This window comes from Pseudotabrizicola sp., assembly GCF_030656345.1.
Taxonomy (GTDB): Bacteria; Pseudomonadota; Alphaproteobacteria; order Rhodobacterales; family Rhodobacteraceae; genus Pseudotabrizicola.
Window position 1 is genome coordinate 327,668 of record NZ_JAUSNR010000010.1, and the last position, 15,389, is coordinate 343,056.

General features: G+C 64.6%; 14 protein-coding genes. 8 read left to right on the forward strand and 6 right to left on the reverse strand.

Annotation, left to right across the window (positions count from 1 at the left end):
* Positions 1-31 precede the first annotated feature (31 nt).
* Together Q7J44_RS05310 and Q7J44_RS05315 are read right to left on the reverse strand one after the other, a co-directional pair.
* Positions 32-2,317, reverse strand: a complete 2,286-nt coding sequence (locus Q7J44_RS05310; protein ID WP_304877733.1) for a xanthine dehydrogenase family protein molybdopterin-binding subunit — start codon at positions 2,315-2,317, stop codon at positions 32-34.
* 109 nt (positions 2,318-2,426) lie between these two features.
* Positions 2,427-3,572 (reverse strand): type III PLP-dependent enzyme, encoded by a 1,146-nt coding sequence (locus tag Q7J44_RS05315; protein WP_304877735.1) that lies wholly within the window; start codon positions 3,570-3,572, stop codon positions 2,427-2,429.
* A gap of 216 nt (positions 3,573-3,788) precedes the next feature.
* On the opposite strand from Q7J44_RS05315, the gene Q7J44_RS05320 reads away from it, so the two are divergent.
* Entirely contained in the window at positions 3,789-4,220 is a 432-nt protein-coding gene (locus tag Q7J44_RS05320; RefSeq protein WP_304877737.1) for an Lrp/AsnC family transcriptional regulator, read from the forward strand.
* 3 nt (positions 4,221-4,223) lie between these two features.
* Here Q7J44_RS05320 and Q7J44_RS05325 read toward each other — a convergent pair whose 3' ends face one another.
* Positions 4,224-4,871 (reverse strand): helix-turn-helix domain-containing protein, encoded by a 648-nt coding sequence (locus tag Q7J44_RS05325; RefSeq protein WP_304877739.1) that lies wholly within the window; start codon positions 4,869-4,871, stop codon positions 4,224-4,226.
* Between the two features lie 73 nt (positions 4,872-4,944).
* Between Q7J44_RS05325 and Q7J44_RS05330 the strand changes: the two genes are divergently transcribed.
* The 4 genes from Q7J44_RS05330 (at position 4,945) to Q7J44_RS05345 (ending at position 10,639) form a co-directional block, all read left to right on the forward strand.
* Positions 4,945-5,307, forward strand: a complete 363-nt coding sequence (locus Q7J44_RS05330; protein ID WP_304877741.1) for a DUF1428 domain-containing protein — start codon at positions 4,945-4,947, stop codon at positions 5,305-5,307.
* Positions 5,304-6,056 carry a VOC family protein gene (locus Q7J44_RS05335; protein WP_304877742.1) on the forward strand — a complete coding sequence of 251 codons (753 nt, stop codon included), beginning with the start codon at positions 5,304-5,306 and terminating at the stop codon, positions 6,054-6,056. Before Q7J44_RS05330 ends, Q7J44_RS05335 begins: the two co-directional genes overlap by 4 nt.
* Positions 6,057-6,134: 78 nt before the next feature.
* A complete protein-coding gene (locus Q7J44_RS05340) occupies positions 6,135-9,245 on the forward strand; it encodes a valine--tRNA ligase (RefSeq protein WP_304877743.1) in 3,111 nt (1,036 codons plus the stop codon).
* A 293-nt stretch (positions 9,246-9,538) separates the two neighbouring features.
* A complete protein-coding gene (locus tag Q7J44_RS05345) occupies positions 9,539-10,639 on the forward strand; it encodes a pyridoxal phosphate-dependent aminotransferase (protein WP_304877745.1) in 1,101 nt (366 codons plus the stop codon).
* Here Q7J44_RS05345 and Q7J44_RS05350 read toward each other — a convergent pair whose 3' ends face one another.
* The 3 genes from Q7J44_RS05350 to gatB form a co-directional block, all read right to left on the reverse strand.
* Positions 10,640-11,026 (reverse strand): DUF4177 domain-containing protein, encoded by a 387-nt coding sequence (locus Q7J44_RS05350; protein ID WP_304877747.1) that lies wholly within the window; start codon positions 11,024-11,026, stop codon positions 10,640-10,642.
* A 138-nt stretch (positions 11,027-11,164) separates the two neighbouring features.
* Positions 11,165-11,815 (reverse strand): hypothetical protein, encoded by a 651-nt coding sequence (locus Q7J44_RS05355; protein ID WP_304877749.1) that lies wholly within the window; start codon positions 11,813-11,815, stop codon positions 11,165-11,167.
* Positions 11,812-13,323 carry an Asp-tRNA(Asn)/Glu-tRNA(Gln) amidotransferase subunit GatB gene (gene gatB, locus Q7J44_RS05360; protein ID WP_304878045.1) on the reverse strand — a complete coding sequence of 504 codons (1,512 nt, stop codon included), beginning with the start codon at positions 13,321-13,323 and terminating at the stop codon, positions 11,812-11,814. Before gatB ends, Q7J44_RS05355 begins: the two co-directional genes overlap by 4 nt.
* Positions 13,324-13,512: 189 nt before the next feature.
* Here gatB and Q7J44_RS05365 point away from each other — a divergent pair, with 189 nt between their 5' ends.
* The 3 genes from Q7J44_RS05365 to Q7J44_RS05375 are packed head-to-tail and all read left to right on the forward strand — an operon-like array spanning position 13,513 to position 15,345.
* Positions 13,513-14,100, forward strand: a complete 588-nt coding sequence (locus tag Q7J44_RS05365) for a transglycosylase SLT domain-containing protein (protein WP_304877751.1) — start codon at positions 13,513-13,515, stop codon at positions 14,098-14,100.
* 40 nt (positions 14,101-14,140) lie between these two features.
* Positions 14,141-14,578, forward strand: a complete 438-nt coding sequence (locus Q7J44_RS05370) for a TerB family tellurite resistance protein (RefSeq protein WP_304877753.1) — start codon at positions 14,141-14,143, stop codon at positions 14,576-14,578.
* Positions 14,575-15,345 carry a phosphate/phosphite/phosphonate ABC transporter substrate-binding protein gene (locus tag Q7J44_RS05375; RefSeq protein ID WP_304877755.1) on the forward strand — a complete coding sequence of 257 codons (771 nt, stop codon included), beginning with the start codon at positions 14,575-14,577 and terminating at the stop codon, positions 15,343-15,345. The genes Q7J44_RS05370 and Q7J44_RS05375 overlap by 4 nt, the downstream gene beginning before the upstream one ends.
* Positions 15,346-15,389: the final 44 nt, after the last annotated feature.

Here is a 15,389-nt window from a genome sequence, read left to right on the forward strand (position 1 = left end):
CGGATAGGCGCGAAACCAATGTATGATCCGGTCAAGAAGCGACGTTTTCAGCCTCCTTCAGCCAGTGCCAGATCCGCTGCGGCGTGAACGGCATATCGACCCGTGTCACCCCGCGCGGGGCCAGCGCATCGCGCACCGCGTTGGAAATCGCGCCCAGCGCGCCCACCGTTCCCGCCTCACCACAGCCTTTCATGCCGAGGGGGTTCATGATCGATGGCACGGGTTCACTGGCAAAGCCGAACATCGGCAGGTCGGATGCGCGCGGCATCGCGTAATCCATGAAACTGGCGGCCAGCAGCTGGCCCTGATCATCATAGATCCCGGCCTCACACACCGCCTGACCATAGCCTTGCGCCACCCCGCCATGCACCTGCCCGATCGCCAGATCCGGCGCGATCAGGGTGCCGAAATCATCAACAACGGTGTAGCGGTCCATCACCAGCGCGCCGGTGTCGGGGTCCACCTCTACCTCGGCGATATGCGCGCCGTTGGGGTAGCTGCGCCCGTCCAGCGTGGTGGTCTGGCTGACATCGAGCAAATCGGTGCGCCCACGCAGACGCGCCAGATCGGCCGCCTCGGCCAGCGTCAGCCGGGTGTTGCTGTCGGGCGCGCCAAAGGTGGTGCCGTCAAAGCCCACCGCGTCCACCGCCCATTCCTCGGCCAGAAAGGCGGTAAAGCCCGCCACCATCACCTTGACCGTCGCCCGCATTGCCGTGCCCTGGACGGTGACAGAGCGTGACCCGCCGGTGCCGCCGCCCTTGGCAATCGCATCGGAATCGCCTTGCACGATCCGCACGACATGTTCCGGCAGCCCGGTCCATTCCGCCACCATGCGGGCGTATACGGTTTCATGCCCCTGCCCGTTCGACTGGGTGCCGACGTACAGCGTCGCCCCGCCCCCCGCATCCAGCACCAGCCGCGCGGTTTCGTCCGGGTCGCCCAGAATGCTTTCGATATAGGTGGCAAGCCCGATACCCCGCAGCATCCCGCGCGCGGCGCTGTCGGCGCGGCGGGCCGCAAAGCCCGCCACATCTGCCATTTCGCGCGCACGGGTCAGCACGCGGGGGAAGTCGCCCACGTCGATCAGCTCGCCCGTGGCGCTGCGATAGGGAAAATCACGGATGAAATTCCGCATCCGCAGATCGAACGGGTCCACCCCCAGCTGCCGCGCCGCTTCATCCATCGCCCGCTCAATCGTCAGAATCGCCTCTGGCCGCCCGGCACCGCGGTAGGCATCAACCGGCGTGGTGTTGGTATAGACCCCCACCGCCCGCAGATGCGCGGCTGATATGTCGTAAACGCCGGTCAGCACCTTGGAAAACAGCTCCGACTGAATGGGTTGCCCGAACTGTGAGTTATAGGCCCCAAGATTGGACACCAGGTTAACGCGGTACCCGGTGATCTTCAGATCGGCATCAAAGGCCAGCTCGGCCAGTGCCACCAGATCGCGCCCGGCATTGTCGGTCAGCATCGATTCGCCACGCGTCGCCGTCCAGCGCACCGGATTGCCAAGCGTGCGCGCTGCTGCCGCCACGCAGACATATTCCGGATAGGTCATCGCCTTCATGCCAAAGCCACCGCCCACATCGGGATTGGTGACCCGCACCGCCTCACGCCCCAAGCCCAGCATCCGCGCCAGTTCGTTGCGCTGATTCCACACCCCCTGCCCGTTGACGCACAGATGCAGCCGACCCTTGTCCCATTCGGCAAAGCAGCCGCGCGGCTCCATCGCGTTGACGATGATGCGGTTGTGAATCACCTCCAGCGACACCCGGTGCGTGGCGGCTTCAAACGCCGCATCCGCCGCCGCCCGGTCGCCGATCTGCCAGTCATAGGCCCGGTTTTCCGGGGCCTCCGGATGCACTGTCGGCCCTCCGGGGGCCAGCGCCAGCGCCACTGGCAGCCCGTCGATCTCCAGCGCCACCAGTTCCGCCGCGTCCTGCGCTGCGGCAATCGTCTCGGCGACGATCATCACCACCGCTTCGCCGACGAACCGCACCCGGCCCCGCGCCAGCACCGGCCGTTCCGGCCCCGCGCCCATGCTGCCACCTGCGTTGCGCAGCTGCGCGCCCTTCATCCCCAGCGTCACACCCAGAGCTTCGAGCCTATCCGCATCCAGCACCAGATGCACCCCCGGCACATCCCGCGCTGCGTCCAGATCCAGCCCGGTGATCTGCCCATGCGCATGATCGGACCGCAGGAACAGCGCGTGTAGCGCCCCCGCAGGTGCTATGTCATCGACATAGCGGCCCTGCCCGGTCAGAAACCGCAGATCCTCATGCCGCCCCACGCCCTGCGCCTTGCCAAACTTGCTCATACCCGCCCCCATGCCTTGCGGTACAAAGAGTTACGCCCCCGGCCGGGTTTGTCCAGCCGAAGGCGCAAGGGGAGCAAGCGAATGGTGCCGCAGTGTCAGACCCCGGATGTCAGACCTTGAGCGACAGCACGGTGGCCACGGCCAGATCGCCAAAACCGTTGAAGCGCGAATTGGTCACGGTGGAATAGGCCCCCATGCCATGCACGATCACGAAATCACCCTCGGCAATATCCGATGGCAGCGGGATATCGCCCGGCAGACGGTCCACCGAATCGCAGGTCGGGCCAAAGATGATGCGCGGCACCTCTTCGCCCACCCGCTTTTCGCCGGTGCCCGACAGCACTTCCATGCGGTCGATCACCCCGATCAGCGGCAGTTCGGTCAGCGTGCCATAGACGCCATCGTTCAGGAACACATGGCTGTCGTCGCGCACCGCCTTGACCCGTGCCGCCAGCGTGAACGCATCGCCGCACAGGGCGCGCCCCGGTTCGCACACCAGCAGCGGGCGGTCATCCCCAAAGGCCTCCGTCGCCACGCGGTCGATCAGCGCAAAGGTTTCTTCCAGCTGCGGCATCACGCCGTGCAGACGGTGGTTCGGGAAACCGCCACCGACGTTCAGCCGGGCAATGGTCACGCCAGCCTTGCGGGCAATCTCTGCCGCCTCAAGGATATAGGACTCCCACGCCTTGGGGTCGGTGCATTGTGTGCCGGGGTGAAAGGTGATCGACGGGATGAACCCGGCCTCGGCCACCAGTTTCAGCAGGTCCACCGCCACCTCTGCCGTGGCACCGAACTTGGCCCCGAAGTTGTACGCAGCCCCTGCCACCGGCAGTTTGAAGCGCACCGAAATCTCGGTGCCCTCGGCTGGCACCATCTCGATCAGCTTGTCCAGTTCCGACCGCGAATCAACGCTGTAGGATTTCACACCACGCGTCACCGCATAGGCAATCTCGTGCCGCGCGCGCACCGGGTTGTTGTAATGGATAGCCGCATCGGGGGCCAGACGGCGGATCAGGTCAATCTCGAACCCGCTCGCGCAGTCGTAGCCGCGCACACCGGCTGCGGACAGGTTTTCCACCATCTCATCGTTCGGGTTCGACTTCACGGCATAGGTGACCATGCCGGGAAAGCCGTCAATGAACCGACGGGCTGCTGCCTGCACCACGGTGGGCGCAAAAAACAGCACCGGGTTCACCGGCTGTTCAACGCGCAGAAATTCGGTCGGGTTCGTCCAGATCGTTTTCGAGAGTCCCATTGCAGTTTCCTTTCCTGCCAACAAGACGCAGAGCCCTTGACCGTTGGCGTAAACGGGGCCGGGCACCAGCGTGGTTATTTAAAACCAGGCCAGGTGCGTATGAACCGCCCTTTTCCTGCAACGTAGGATGGGGCATATGGGGCACAATCGCACCGAACAAAACTACATAATCGGAGTCTGGTCCTGTCAGAATGACGAAATCATCGGTCAAATCGTATGGATGATCTGGATCGCAACATCATCGCCCTGCTGCGGGCTGATGCGCGGTTGTCACTGGCCATGCTGGCGCGTCGGCTCAAGGTGGCGCGCTCTACGATTCAGGCCCGGCTGGAGCGGTTGGAAGACAATGGCACCATCGCCGGCTACACCCTGAAACTGGGCGAAGGGGCCGACCCGAACCGCCTGCGCGCCACAGTGCTGCTGACGATAGAGCCGCGCACGCAGGCCGCCCTGCTGACCCGGCTGAAGTCGATATCAGAGGTGGAGCGGGTCTTTACCACCTCTGGCCGGGTCGACCTGTTATTGCAGATCGCCTGCCCCAATACCCAAGTGCTCGATCAGGTGCTGGACCAGATCGGCGCGATGACAGGCGTGCATTCGTCGGAAAGCCTGATCCACCTGAGCACGAAAATTGACCGCGCGGTCTGAGCCTCAGGGCTCCGCCCGCAGGGCAAACAGATCCACAAACGCCTGCCCCGCCCCCAGATCGCCATCAAAGCCGATCAGCCCCTGCGCCGTCTGCGCCAGCGGTATTGGGCCATAGATCGCCGCCGCCATCGCATTGGTGCCGCCCTCAAACCGCAGCGCCGCTTCTGCCGTGCTCCGCTCTACCCGGAAGTCCCCCGGCGCGGTGCGGATCACAAACCGCTCTGGCCCCAGCACCATGGCCACCTGATGCACGCCTGCCCGGCTGCGGGCGCACAACGCCCGCATCGACAGCATCAGCGCGGTCGGGCTGATGAACAGGCGCGGGTCATGCCCCGGCATCCCCACCCCCCAACGGCACAGCGCCCGGATGACCGGCCACAGGCCCAGCCCTGCGTCGGTCAGACGGTACAGCTGCACCCGCACCGGATCGGGCAGTTGCTCACGGACCACGATGCCACCCGCCTCCAGATCCTCCAGCCGCCGCGTCAGGACATTGGCGCTGATCCCCGGCAAGCCTTCGCGGATCGCGCCAAACCGGCGCGGCCCCAGCATCAGTTCGCGCACCACCAGCAGCGCCCAGCGGTCGCCGATCAGGTCCAGCGCATGGGCCGCGATGCAGCCTTCGTCATAGCTTCGGCGGGATTCAGTCACTCTTATTAACTTTCAGTTGCTTTTTATAACTAACCTTGTCAGCCTGACCCTGCAAGCGTGAAAGGATTCTGACATGAATTATCTCGATATCTTTGTGATTCCCGTCCCCGACGCCCGCCGCGACGACTACATCGCGCATGAGGAAAAGTGGTGGCCCCCGTTTCGGAAGCTGGGGGCGTTGTCTTGTGTGGTCGGCTGGGGCGAGGATGTGCCCGCCGGAAAACACACCGATTTCCAGCGCGCCGTTGATCTGGCCGGGGGCGAAACCGTGGTGGTCTGCTGGATGACATGGCCTGACAAGGCCACCCGCGACGCCGCCCATGCAGCCATGAAAGATGCTATGTCAGCCGAAGACATGGCCGATATGCCGTTTGACGGCAAACGCATGATTTTTGGCGGTTTTGTCCCGGTTTTGGTCAAGGGGGCCACGGAATGACCGTGCAGGGCCTGCCGTTCTGGTACGAACTCACCGCCGCCGATATCCCCACCTCCGGCGCGTTTTACGGCCCGGTGATGGGCTGGGCGTTCAAGGATTCGGGCATGCCCGGTTTCGACTACACCATCGCCAGCCATGGCACAGATATGGTCGCGGGCCTGATGGGGCCGGATGCCCCGATGCCGGATGTCTGGATGCTCTACTTCGCCGTCGATGACTGCGACGCCACCGCCGGGCGCGTCACCACCCTAGGCGGCACCCTCCACCGCGCGCCCGAAGACATTCCCGGCACCGGCCGTTTCGCCATCGCCGCCGACCCGCAAGGCGCGGTCTTCGGCCTGATGCAGCCACAGGATGGCCAGCCCGGCGCGGCCTTTGACCAGCAAAAACCCGGCCATGTCAACTGGCACGAGCTGCAAACCTCCGACCCCGCCGCAGCCCTCAAATTCTACACCACCTTGCTGGACTGGACCGCCGGGCAGGCAATGGACATGGGGCCGATCGGCACCTACCAGCTGGTCTCTCTCCCTCAGGGCGACATCGGCGGCCTCATGGCGCTGTCGCAACCGGGCATCCCGCCACACTGGCTGCCCATCTTCGGCACCGACAGCATCGCGGGTGCCATGACCCGCATCGGCGCGCAAGGCGGCACGGTCCTGCACGGCCCGATGGAGGTGCCCGGCGGCGCCTTCGTCTGCTACGCCGCCGACCCGCAGGGCGCGGCTTTCGGCCTTGTCGGCCCGCCCTGAGCACGGCACAAACGCCTCCCCCCTTGGCCTTTGCGCCCTTATTCGCTAAGTCCCCTGCAACCGCAGAGGAACACACCCATGCCGATGGAAAAGACCTTCAACGCCGCCGAGGCCGAGGCCCGGATCTCCGCCCTCTGGCTTTCGGAAAAAGCGTTCCGCGCCGGGGCCAATGCCAAACCCGGCCACCCCGCCTTTTCCGTCATGATCCCGCCGCCCAACGTCACCGGCAGCCTGCACATGGGCCATGCCTTCAACAACACGCTGCAGGATATCCTGACCCGCTGGCACCGGATGAAGGGCGACGACACGCTGTGGCAACCCGGCACCGACCACGCCGGCATCGCGACGCAAATGGTGACCGAACGCGAGATGGCCAAGAACGGCGAGCCCTCGCGCCGCGACATGGGGCGTGAGCAATTCATCGAACGTGTCTGGCAGCAAAAGCAATCCTCACGCGGCACGATCATTGGTCAGCTTCAACGCCTTGGCGCAAGCTGCGACTGGGACCGCGAAGCCTTCACCATGGGCGGTGCAATGGGCGATCCCGACCTCGGCAAAGGCCCCAACTTCCACGACGCCGTGATCAAGGTCTTTGTGGATATGTACCACAAGGGCCTGATCTATCGCGGCAAACGGCTGGTAAACTGGGACCCGCATTTTGAAACTGCCATCTCGGACCTCGAAGTCGAAAACATCGAAGTCGCGGGCCATATGTGGCACTTCAAATACCGCCTCGCCGGGGGCGAAACCTACGAGTATGTCGAGAAAGACGAAAGCGGCGCGGTGACCCTGCGCGAGACGCGCGACTATATCTCCATCGCCACCACCCGGCCCGAAACCATGCTTGGCGATGGCGCGGTGGCGGTGCACCCATCGGACGAACGCTATGCGCCCATCGTCGGCAAGATGGTCCACCTGCCGCTCTGCGACCGCCTGATCCCGATCATCACCGACGAATACCCCGATCCGACCTTTGGCTCGGGCGCGGTGAAAATCACCGGCGCGCATGACTTCAACGATTATGCGGTGGCCAAACGCGCAAACCTGCCCTGCTACCGCCTGATGGACACCCGTGGCGCGATGCGCGCCGATGGCGCGCCCTATACGGAAGCCGTCGCCCGCGCCCGCGAGATCGCGGCGGGCTCGCAGACGACGGAAGCGGAGGTCGACAGCCTCAACCTCGTCCCCGAAAAGTACCGCGGGATGGATCGGTTTGACGCCCGCAAAGCCGTGGTCGCCGATATCAATGCCATCGGCCTGTCGGTGACCACGCTGATCAAGGAAACCGACCCCGAAACCGGCAGCGAGCACCTGCGCCGCGAGCCGGTGGTCGAGGCAAAAAAGATCATGCAACCCTTCGGCGACCGCTCGAAAGTGGTGATCGAGCCGATGCTGACCGACCAATGGTTCGTCGATACCGCCAAGATTGTCGAACCCGCGCTGGAGGCGGTGCGTTCAGGCGCGACCCGCATCATCCCGGAATCGGGCGAGAAAACCTATTACCACTGGCTGGAAAACATCGAGCCATGGTGCATCAGCCGCCAGCTCTGGTGGGGGCACCAGATTCCGGTGTGGTATGGCCTGTCCATCGAGGCCGCCGATTTTGTCGATGACGAAGGGGACAACGCATTGGATCAGGTTGAACTCCTGACCATCCTAGGCGATGGCGGCTACATTGACCGTGAGTCGCGCTTCCACTGCGCAGCGGCGCTGGAACTGGCCGCAGAACGCTTCCGCGACGATCTGGCCGCCTTGCCGCACCCGCTCAACACCGCCCGCGTAGTCGAGGTTTCCGACCGTCAGGCGGCGGTGGATATCTTTGCCGCCGCGCTTGCTGACTACACCGTAAATCAGGACCCTACCCATCTGGTCTATCCGGTCTGGCGAGACCCAGACGTGCTCGACACATGGTTCTCCTCCGGCCTCTGGCCCATCGGCACCCTTGGCTGGCCGGAGCAAACCCCGGAACTGCAACGGTATTTCCCCACCTCCACCCTGATCACCGGGCAGGATATCATCTTCTTCTGGGTCGCCCGGATGATGATGATGCAGCTTGCCGTGGTGGATCAGGTGCCGTTCAAAACCGTCTACCTGCACGGCCTCGTCCGCGACGCCAAGGGCAAGAAGATGTCGAAATCGCTCGGCAATGTCATCGACCCGCTGGAGATCATCGACGAATACGGCGCCGACGCGCTGCGCTTTGCCAATGCCGCCATGGCGAGCCTTGGCGGGGTGCTGAAACTGGACACAGCGCGCATCGCGGGCTACCGCAACTTCGGCACTAAGCTGTGGAACGCCTGCCGCTTTGCCGAAATGAACGGCGTGTGGGAGGGGCATGCCACGCAGGCCCAGCCCCCGCAGGCCAGCGCCACCGTGAACAAATGGATCATCGGCGAGACCGCCAAGGCCGCCGCCGAAGTCAGCGAAGCCTTGGAAAACTACCGTTTCGATCAGGCCGCTGATACGCTGTATAAATTCGTCTGGGGCAAGGTCTGCGACTGGTACGTGGAATTCGCCAAACCGCTGTTTGATGGCGAACAGGCGGATGAAACGCGGCAAACCATGGCTTGGGTGCTGGATCACTGCATGATCCTGCTGCACCCGATGATGCCCTTCATCACCGAAGAGCTGTGGTCCACCACCGGCACGCGGGCAAAACTGCTGGTCCACACCGACTGGCCCGAATTGCCCAGCAATCTGATCGACGCGCCGTCGATGGCGGAAATGACATGGGTGACGACGCTGATCGACGACATCCGCTCGGCCCGGACGCAGGTGCATGTGCCCGCAGGCCTGAAACTCGATCTGGTCGCCACCGCGATGACCGATGCGGCACAAACCGCATGGGCCAATAACGAACCGCTGATCCGCCGCCTCGCCCGGATCGAGACCCTGACCCGCACCGGCACCGCCCCCAAAGGCGCGATCACCGTGGCGGCCGAAGGCGCCACCTTCGCCATCCCGCTGGAAGGCGTGATCGACATTGCCGAGGAAAAGGCGCGGCTGCAAAAGACCCTCGACAAGCTGGCCAAGGAAATCGGCGGGCTCAAGGGCCGCCTGAACAACCCCGCCTTTGCCGCCTCCGCACCGGAAGAGGTGGTCGAGGAATGCCGCACCAATCTGGACGCCCGCGAGGATGAGGCCGCCAAACTGTCCGCCGCCATGGCCCGTCTGGCCGAAATCGGCTGACCGGAACGCCCCGGACGGGCGGGGGATGCCTCCGGCGGGGATATTTAAGAACAGATGAAATCATCGGCTTTCATCTGTTCACAAATATCCTCGGGGGGATGAGGAGCGAAGCGACGAAGGGGGGCAGACAGCCCCCCTTTACAACACTGACCATGAGGCGCTGACAGACCAAATGTGTTAAGACCACCTCAAGATATAAACCTAACTCATTGATATCATTATGAACATTCCCCTACAACACAGGGGGAAGCCCCCTTGCCCCGCGCCGCATTTCCAGCCACTCTGCCGCGATGATGACCCGCTTTCTCACCCCCCTCGCCACCAGCCTGCCCGCCACCGTCCCCTTCACCGGGCCCGAGACGATGGAGCGGCAGCAAGGCCAGCCCTTCCGCGCCCGGCTGGGGGCCAATGAAAGCCTGTTCGGCCCCTCTCCCCGCGCCATCGCCGCGATGACGGCGGCGGTGGAGGGGGTCTGGATGTATGCCGACCCCGAAAGCCATGACCTGAAACAGGCGCTGGCCCACCACCACGGCGTGACCCCAGCCCATATCGTGGTGGGCGGCGGGATCGACGGGTTGCTGGGTCTGCTCTGCCGGTTGACGCTGGAGCCGGGGGTGCCTGTGGTGACCTCGCTTGGGGCCTATCCGACGTTCAGTTTCCACGTGGCAGGTTTCGGCGGGGCGCTGCACCGCGTGCCCTATCGGGGCGATCATGAAGACCCGCAGGCCCTGCTTGACACCGCCCGCCAGACAGGGGCGCGGCTGATCTATCTGGCCAACCCCGACAACCCGATGGGCAGCCACCACGCAGGCGCGGTGATCGAGGCGATGGTGGCCGACCTGCCCGACCACTGCCTGCTGGTGCTGGACGAGGCCTACGCCGATCTGGCCCCCGAAGGCAGCCTGCCGCATATTCCGGCGGATCATCCGCAAGTCATCCGCCTGCGCACGTTTTCCAAAGGCTATGGCATGGCGGGCGCACGGGTCGGCTATGCCATCACCGAGCCCGGTCTGGCGCGGGCGTTTGACAAGGTGCGGGATCATTTCGGCATGGGCCGGGTGGCGCAGATCGGAGCATTGGCAGCGCTGGCTGATCAGGACTGGCTGGACCAAGTGCGCCTTCGCGTCATCGCCGCCCGCGCCCGCGTGACCGCCATTGCGGCGGCCAACGGGCTGCGCGCCCTGCCCTCGGCCACCAATTTCGTGACGGTAGATTGCGGACGCGACGGTGACCACGCCCGCGCCATCCTGCGCGAGACGGTGGCGCGGGGGGTGTTCATCCGGATGCCGGGGGTGGCCCCGCTGGACCGCTGCATCCGCATCAGCCTTGGCGACGATGCGGCGCTGGATGTGCTGGAAGAGGTGCTGCCGCAGGCCATCGCTGCGGCAGGCTGATCATTCCGCCGCGATTTCCGGCTTTGCCGAACCGATTGCCGGGGCAGGCCCGGGCGGCACCTGCGCGGAGCCAAGTTTCAGCGCGGGCGGCTCTGCCTCGGGCAGCGCGCGCAGGGGGCTGAGGGCGGCCGGTGCCTCTGCCACCGTTGCACTGGCAAGGGTGCGGCGGAACACCAGCATGTTCTGATAGGTGGTTCTGGTTCCGGTCAGGCCCGCGCGTTCGTCGCAGGGCAAGGTATCGGCGCGCACATAATCCCACCCCTCGGCCCCCAGAGCGTTCATCAACTCGGTCAGGGTCAGGGCAAACCGGCCTTCGGTCGTTTTGACACCACGGAGCTTCTCGCCCCGTTTAGGTGCCGGTATGACCTTGTATTCAAAGCGCTGCATGATGGCTCCCGCAGAATTTCCAATGGGCAGAATAGCCGGTTTTAGCGGCAAGGGCCAAGCTTTGGGCGCACTTTTTCGGCATCACCGGCAGTCACGCCACATACACCATATCTGGTTGGGTCTGCCAGTCAAAGCACACTAAATGGTGGGTGCGCCACCGGGTGTGTCGGAAAGCAGCTTCTGCACAGCGGCGTCCAGCGCGTCAGCGGTGCCTGTTTCCTCGGCATCGGGGGCAAGGCTGCGGGCGGCCTGCAGGTGTTGCCGCAGGGTCATCGCAAGTCTGCGCGCGTCAGGGCACAAGGGGGATCGGCACAGGGCCAGCACAATTTCGGCCATTCCCAGATGCGCGGCGGCAGAGGGCAGGACCAGCGCTTCGGTCTGCGCCTCTTGCGCGCGGAGCAGCTGGCGGTAGCTGAGGTCAGCGTCCCCGGCATCCTCGGGCAGCGGCAGCCAGGCTTGTGCGAGGGCCGCCCAAAGGGTTGCCCGTTCGGTCGCGGTGGTTTGCGGGGCCTCGATCATCGTCCGCAGCTTGGCGACAGACCGCGCCCGCAGGTCGCGCGCGGGTTTGCCGGTCAGAACCTGTGCCTTGGCGCGCAAGGCCCGGCCCAGAAGCAGCGCCACCTCTGGCGTGTTCGGCAGGCGTTCCAGCGCGGCAATCGCGCGGTTCAGCGGCGCAAGACAGGCCGGCGGGTTCAGCGCCAGCCCCATCCGCACATCGCCCCGCGCCCGCGCCAGAAGCGAGGCATCGTCACGGCCAAGGGCCGCGCGAATGCGGCCCGGCAATGTCACAGCCCCAGTTTCTGCGCCACCATGGCATTCACGACAGCAGGGTTGGCCTTGCCGCCGGTGGCTTTGAGCACCTGTCCGGTGAACCAGCCTGCCAGCTTTGCATTGAGTTTGGCCTTTTCCACCTGTTCCGGGTTGGCGGCGATAAGGGCGTCAAGCGCGCGTTCGATCTCTCCGGTATCGGTCACGGCCTTCATGCCGTGTTTTGCGGCCTGCTCGGCAGGGTCGCCGCCTTCGGTCCACAGGATTTCAAACAGGTCCTTGGCCATTTTGCCGGTGATCTCGCCCTTGGCCAGCAGGTCCAGCATGCCACCAAGCTGCGCGGCAGAAACCGGGCTGTCGGCAATCGCAAGGCCAACCTTGTTCAGACGGCCAAACAGCTCGTTGATGACCCAGTTGGCAGCGGTCTTGCCGTCGCGCCCCTGCGCGACCGTCTCGAAGAACCCGGCGGAATCCAGATCGGCGGTCAGCACATTGGCGTCGTAATCGGTCAGGCCAAAATCACCCATGAAGCGGGCTTTCTTGGCGTCGGGCAACTCAGGCATCGATGCCGCAATGTCATCGACCCAGGCCTGTTCAATCTCCAGCGGCAAAAGGTCGGGGTCGGGGAAGTAGCGGTAGTCGAACGCCTCTTCCTTGGACCGCATCGAGCGGGTTTCGTTGCGGTCAGGGTCATACAGCCGGGTTTCCTGATCGACCTTGCCGCCGTCTTCCAGAATCGCAATCTGCCGCCGCGCCTCGACATCAATGGCCAGTTGGATGAACCGCATCGAGTTCATGTTCTTGATCTCGCAGCGGGTGCCCAGATGCGAGAAATCCTGCGTGGCCTGATACTTTTCATACTGGCCGGGGCGGCACACGCTTACGTTCACGTCTGCCCGCAGGTTGCCGTTCTGCATGTTGCCGTCGCAGGTGCCCAAGTAGCGCAGGATCTGGCGCAGCTTGGCGACATAGGCCGCCGCTTCCTCTGGCCCGCGTATATCGGGGCGGCTGACGATTTCCATCAGCGCGACGCCGGTGCGGTTCAGGTCAACAAAAGACATCGCCGGGTCCATGTCATGAATCGACTTGCCCGCGTCCTGTTCAAGGTGGATGCGTTCAATCCGCACCAGACGGGCCACACCGGGCGACAGTTCCACCAGCACTTCGCCTTCACCGACGATGGGGTGATAGAGCTGGCTGATCTGATAGCCCTGCGGCAGGTCGGGGTAGAAATAATTCTTGCGGTCAAAGGCCGAGAACAGGTTGATCTGCGCCTTCAGCCCCAGCCCGGTGCGCACCGCCTGTTCAACACAGAAATCGTTGATCACCGGCAGCATGCCCGGCATGGCGGCATCGACGAAGGCGACGTTGGAGTTCGGCTCTGCCCCGAATGTGGTGGAGGCCCCGGAAAACAGCTTGGCGTTGGACGCAACCTGCGCATGGATTTCCATTCCGATGACAAGTTCCCAATCGTGCTTTGCCCCGGCAATCACCTTGGGCGTCGGCGCGGTATAGGTCAGGTCCAGCATGGCGAACTCCTTCACAGCCCCCTCCATGGGGCGTTTGCCCCGTGTTTAGGCGGCGAAGCGCCGTGGAGCAAGGGGTGGTGCGGGCGGATTGACGCCGATCAGCCGGGGCCGGGGTTGCCGCCCCCCGGTCAGACGGCTTAACGCCACAGGGCCGTGCACAAAGGTGCGGTGCTGCCCATGGTCCTATTGATGCGTTTCCCAATCTCGCTTGTTGTCGTTTCGGCCCTTGCTCTTGCCGGCTGTGTGGCCGGGGCCACCGGAAAGGATACAGGCGACCAGCCGGCAATGCGCTGGGACCACCGGCCCGAGGCGGCGACATGGACCCAGACCTCGATGAACATGATTGCCGCCAATGATGCGGTTCTTGCGGCCAAGGTGCCTGCCGATATCGAAGGCTGGTGCCCCGGCTATGATGACGCGACGATGACCGAACGCCGGGCGTTCTGGGCGGGCCTTCTGTCCGCGACCGCCAAGCATGAAAGCACGTGGAACCCCAAAGCCTCGGGCGGGGGCGGGCGCTATATCGGCTTGATGCAGATCTCGCCGCAGACTGCGCGCGCTTATGGGTGTGCCGCCACCAACCCGTCGGACCTGAAGAACGGCGAGGCCAATCTGGCCTGCGCGATCCGGATCATGTCGAAACAGGTCGGACGTGACGGGGTGGTCGCGGGCGGCGGCAACAAGGGTATCGGGCGTGACTGGGGGCCGTTCCGGTCGGCTGCGAAACGGTCAGACATCGCCGGTTGGACCAAGTCACAATCCTATTGCACAAGCTGAGCGTCTTGTCGGGGCCTCCCTCAGGTTCTATGTCACTACAATGTTCGAACGTCTCCTCTCCGGCCTTCTGGCCCCCGTCCCCGCGCGCCTGCCAGAGCCGGATGCGCAGCTTGCCCTTGCGGCGCTGATGGTGCGCGTTGCGCGGTCTGACGGCATTTATGCCGATGACGAGATCGCGCAGATCGACCGGGTGCTTGCCTGTCTGCATGGTCTGTCGCCCTTTGCCGCCGCCGACCTGCGCGCGCGGGCCGAGGTGCTGGAGGCCGAAGCCCCCGACACCGTGCGCTTTACCCGCGCCATCAAGGCCGCCACCGCACAGGAAGACCGCGCAGGTCTGTTGCAGGCGCTGTGGTCGGTTGCGCTGTCCGATGGCGCGCGCGATGCCGAGGAAGACCGGCTGTTGCGGCTGGTGACCAATCTGCTGGGTCTGACGGATGTTGACTCGGCCCTGGCGCGGCAGCGGGCGGCCAAGGCGTGATCGCCTCACTCGGCATGTATGACCTGCCACCGATGATGGCAGCAAATGATGCGCTGTGGTCCCTGATCCGCGACGGCGCACGGGCGCGCGGGATCGCGGTGCCGGATGCACTGACGCGCGGCGATGGGGCCTATTGGCCGGCGTGGCAGTCGCCTGATCTGCTGCTGTCCCAGACCTGTGGCCTGCCGTTCCGGGCAAAGCTGCACCCCCATGTCACGCTGATCGGCACGCCTGACTATGGGGTGGAAGGTTGCCCGCCCGGGTTTTACCGCTCTGTCCTGATTGCCCGCGAAGATAACCCGCGCGCCTCTGAGCCGGATTTCGCACCCGCGCGGCTGGCGATCAACGAGCCTTTGTCGCAATCGGGCTGGGCGGCGGTGTATCAGCACTTTCACGATCTGGGCCTCAGCGTGGCACCCACTCTCCAGACCGGAGGGCATCGGGCCAGCGCTTTGGCGGTGGCCGAGGGACGGGCCGACTTTGCCGCTGTGGATGCCGTGACATGGGCGCTTTTGACCCGGCACACCGATGTCACCCGCAGCCTGCGCGTCTTTGGCCAGACCGCGCCGACGCCGGGCCTGCCCCTGATCACCGCGCAAGTGGCACAGGCCGCTGCGTTGTTCGACTGTGTGGCAGAGGCGATTGCGGCGCTTGATGACGATCAGCGACACACGCTGTGCTTGCATGGGCTGGTCCGTATTCCCGCAAACGCCTACCTTGCCCTGCCCGTCCCGCCCCCGCCTGCCCAATTTGGCGGCACTGTCTGACCAAAGCAGCGGCAAATGCCGCAGGGTTTGTCAGAAAGGGCGTT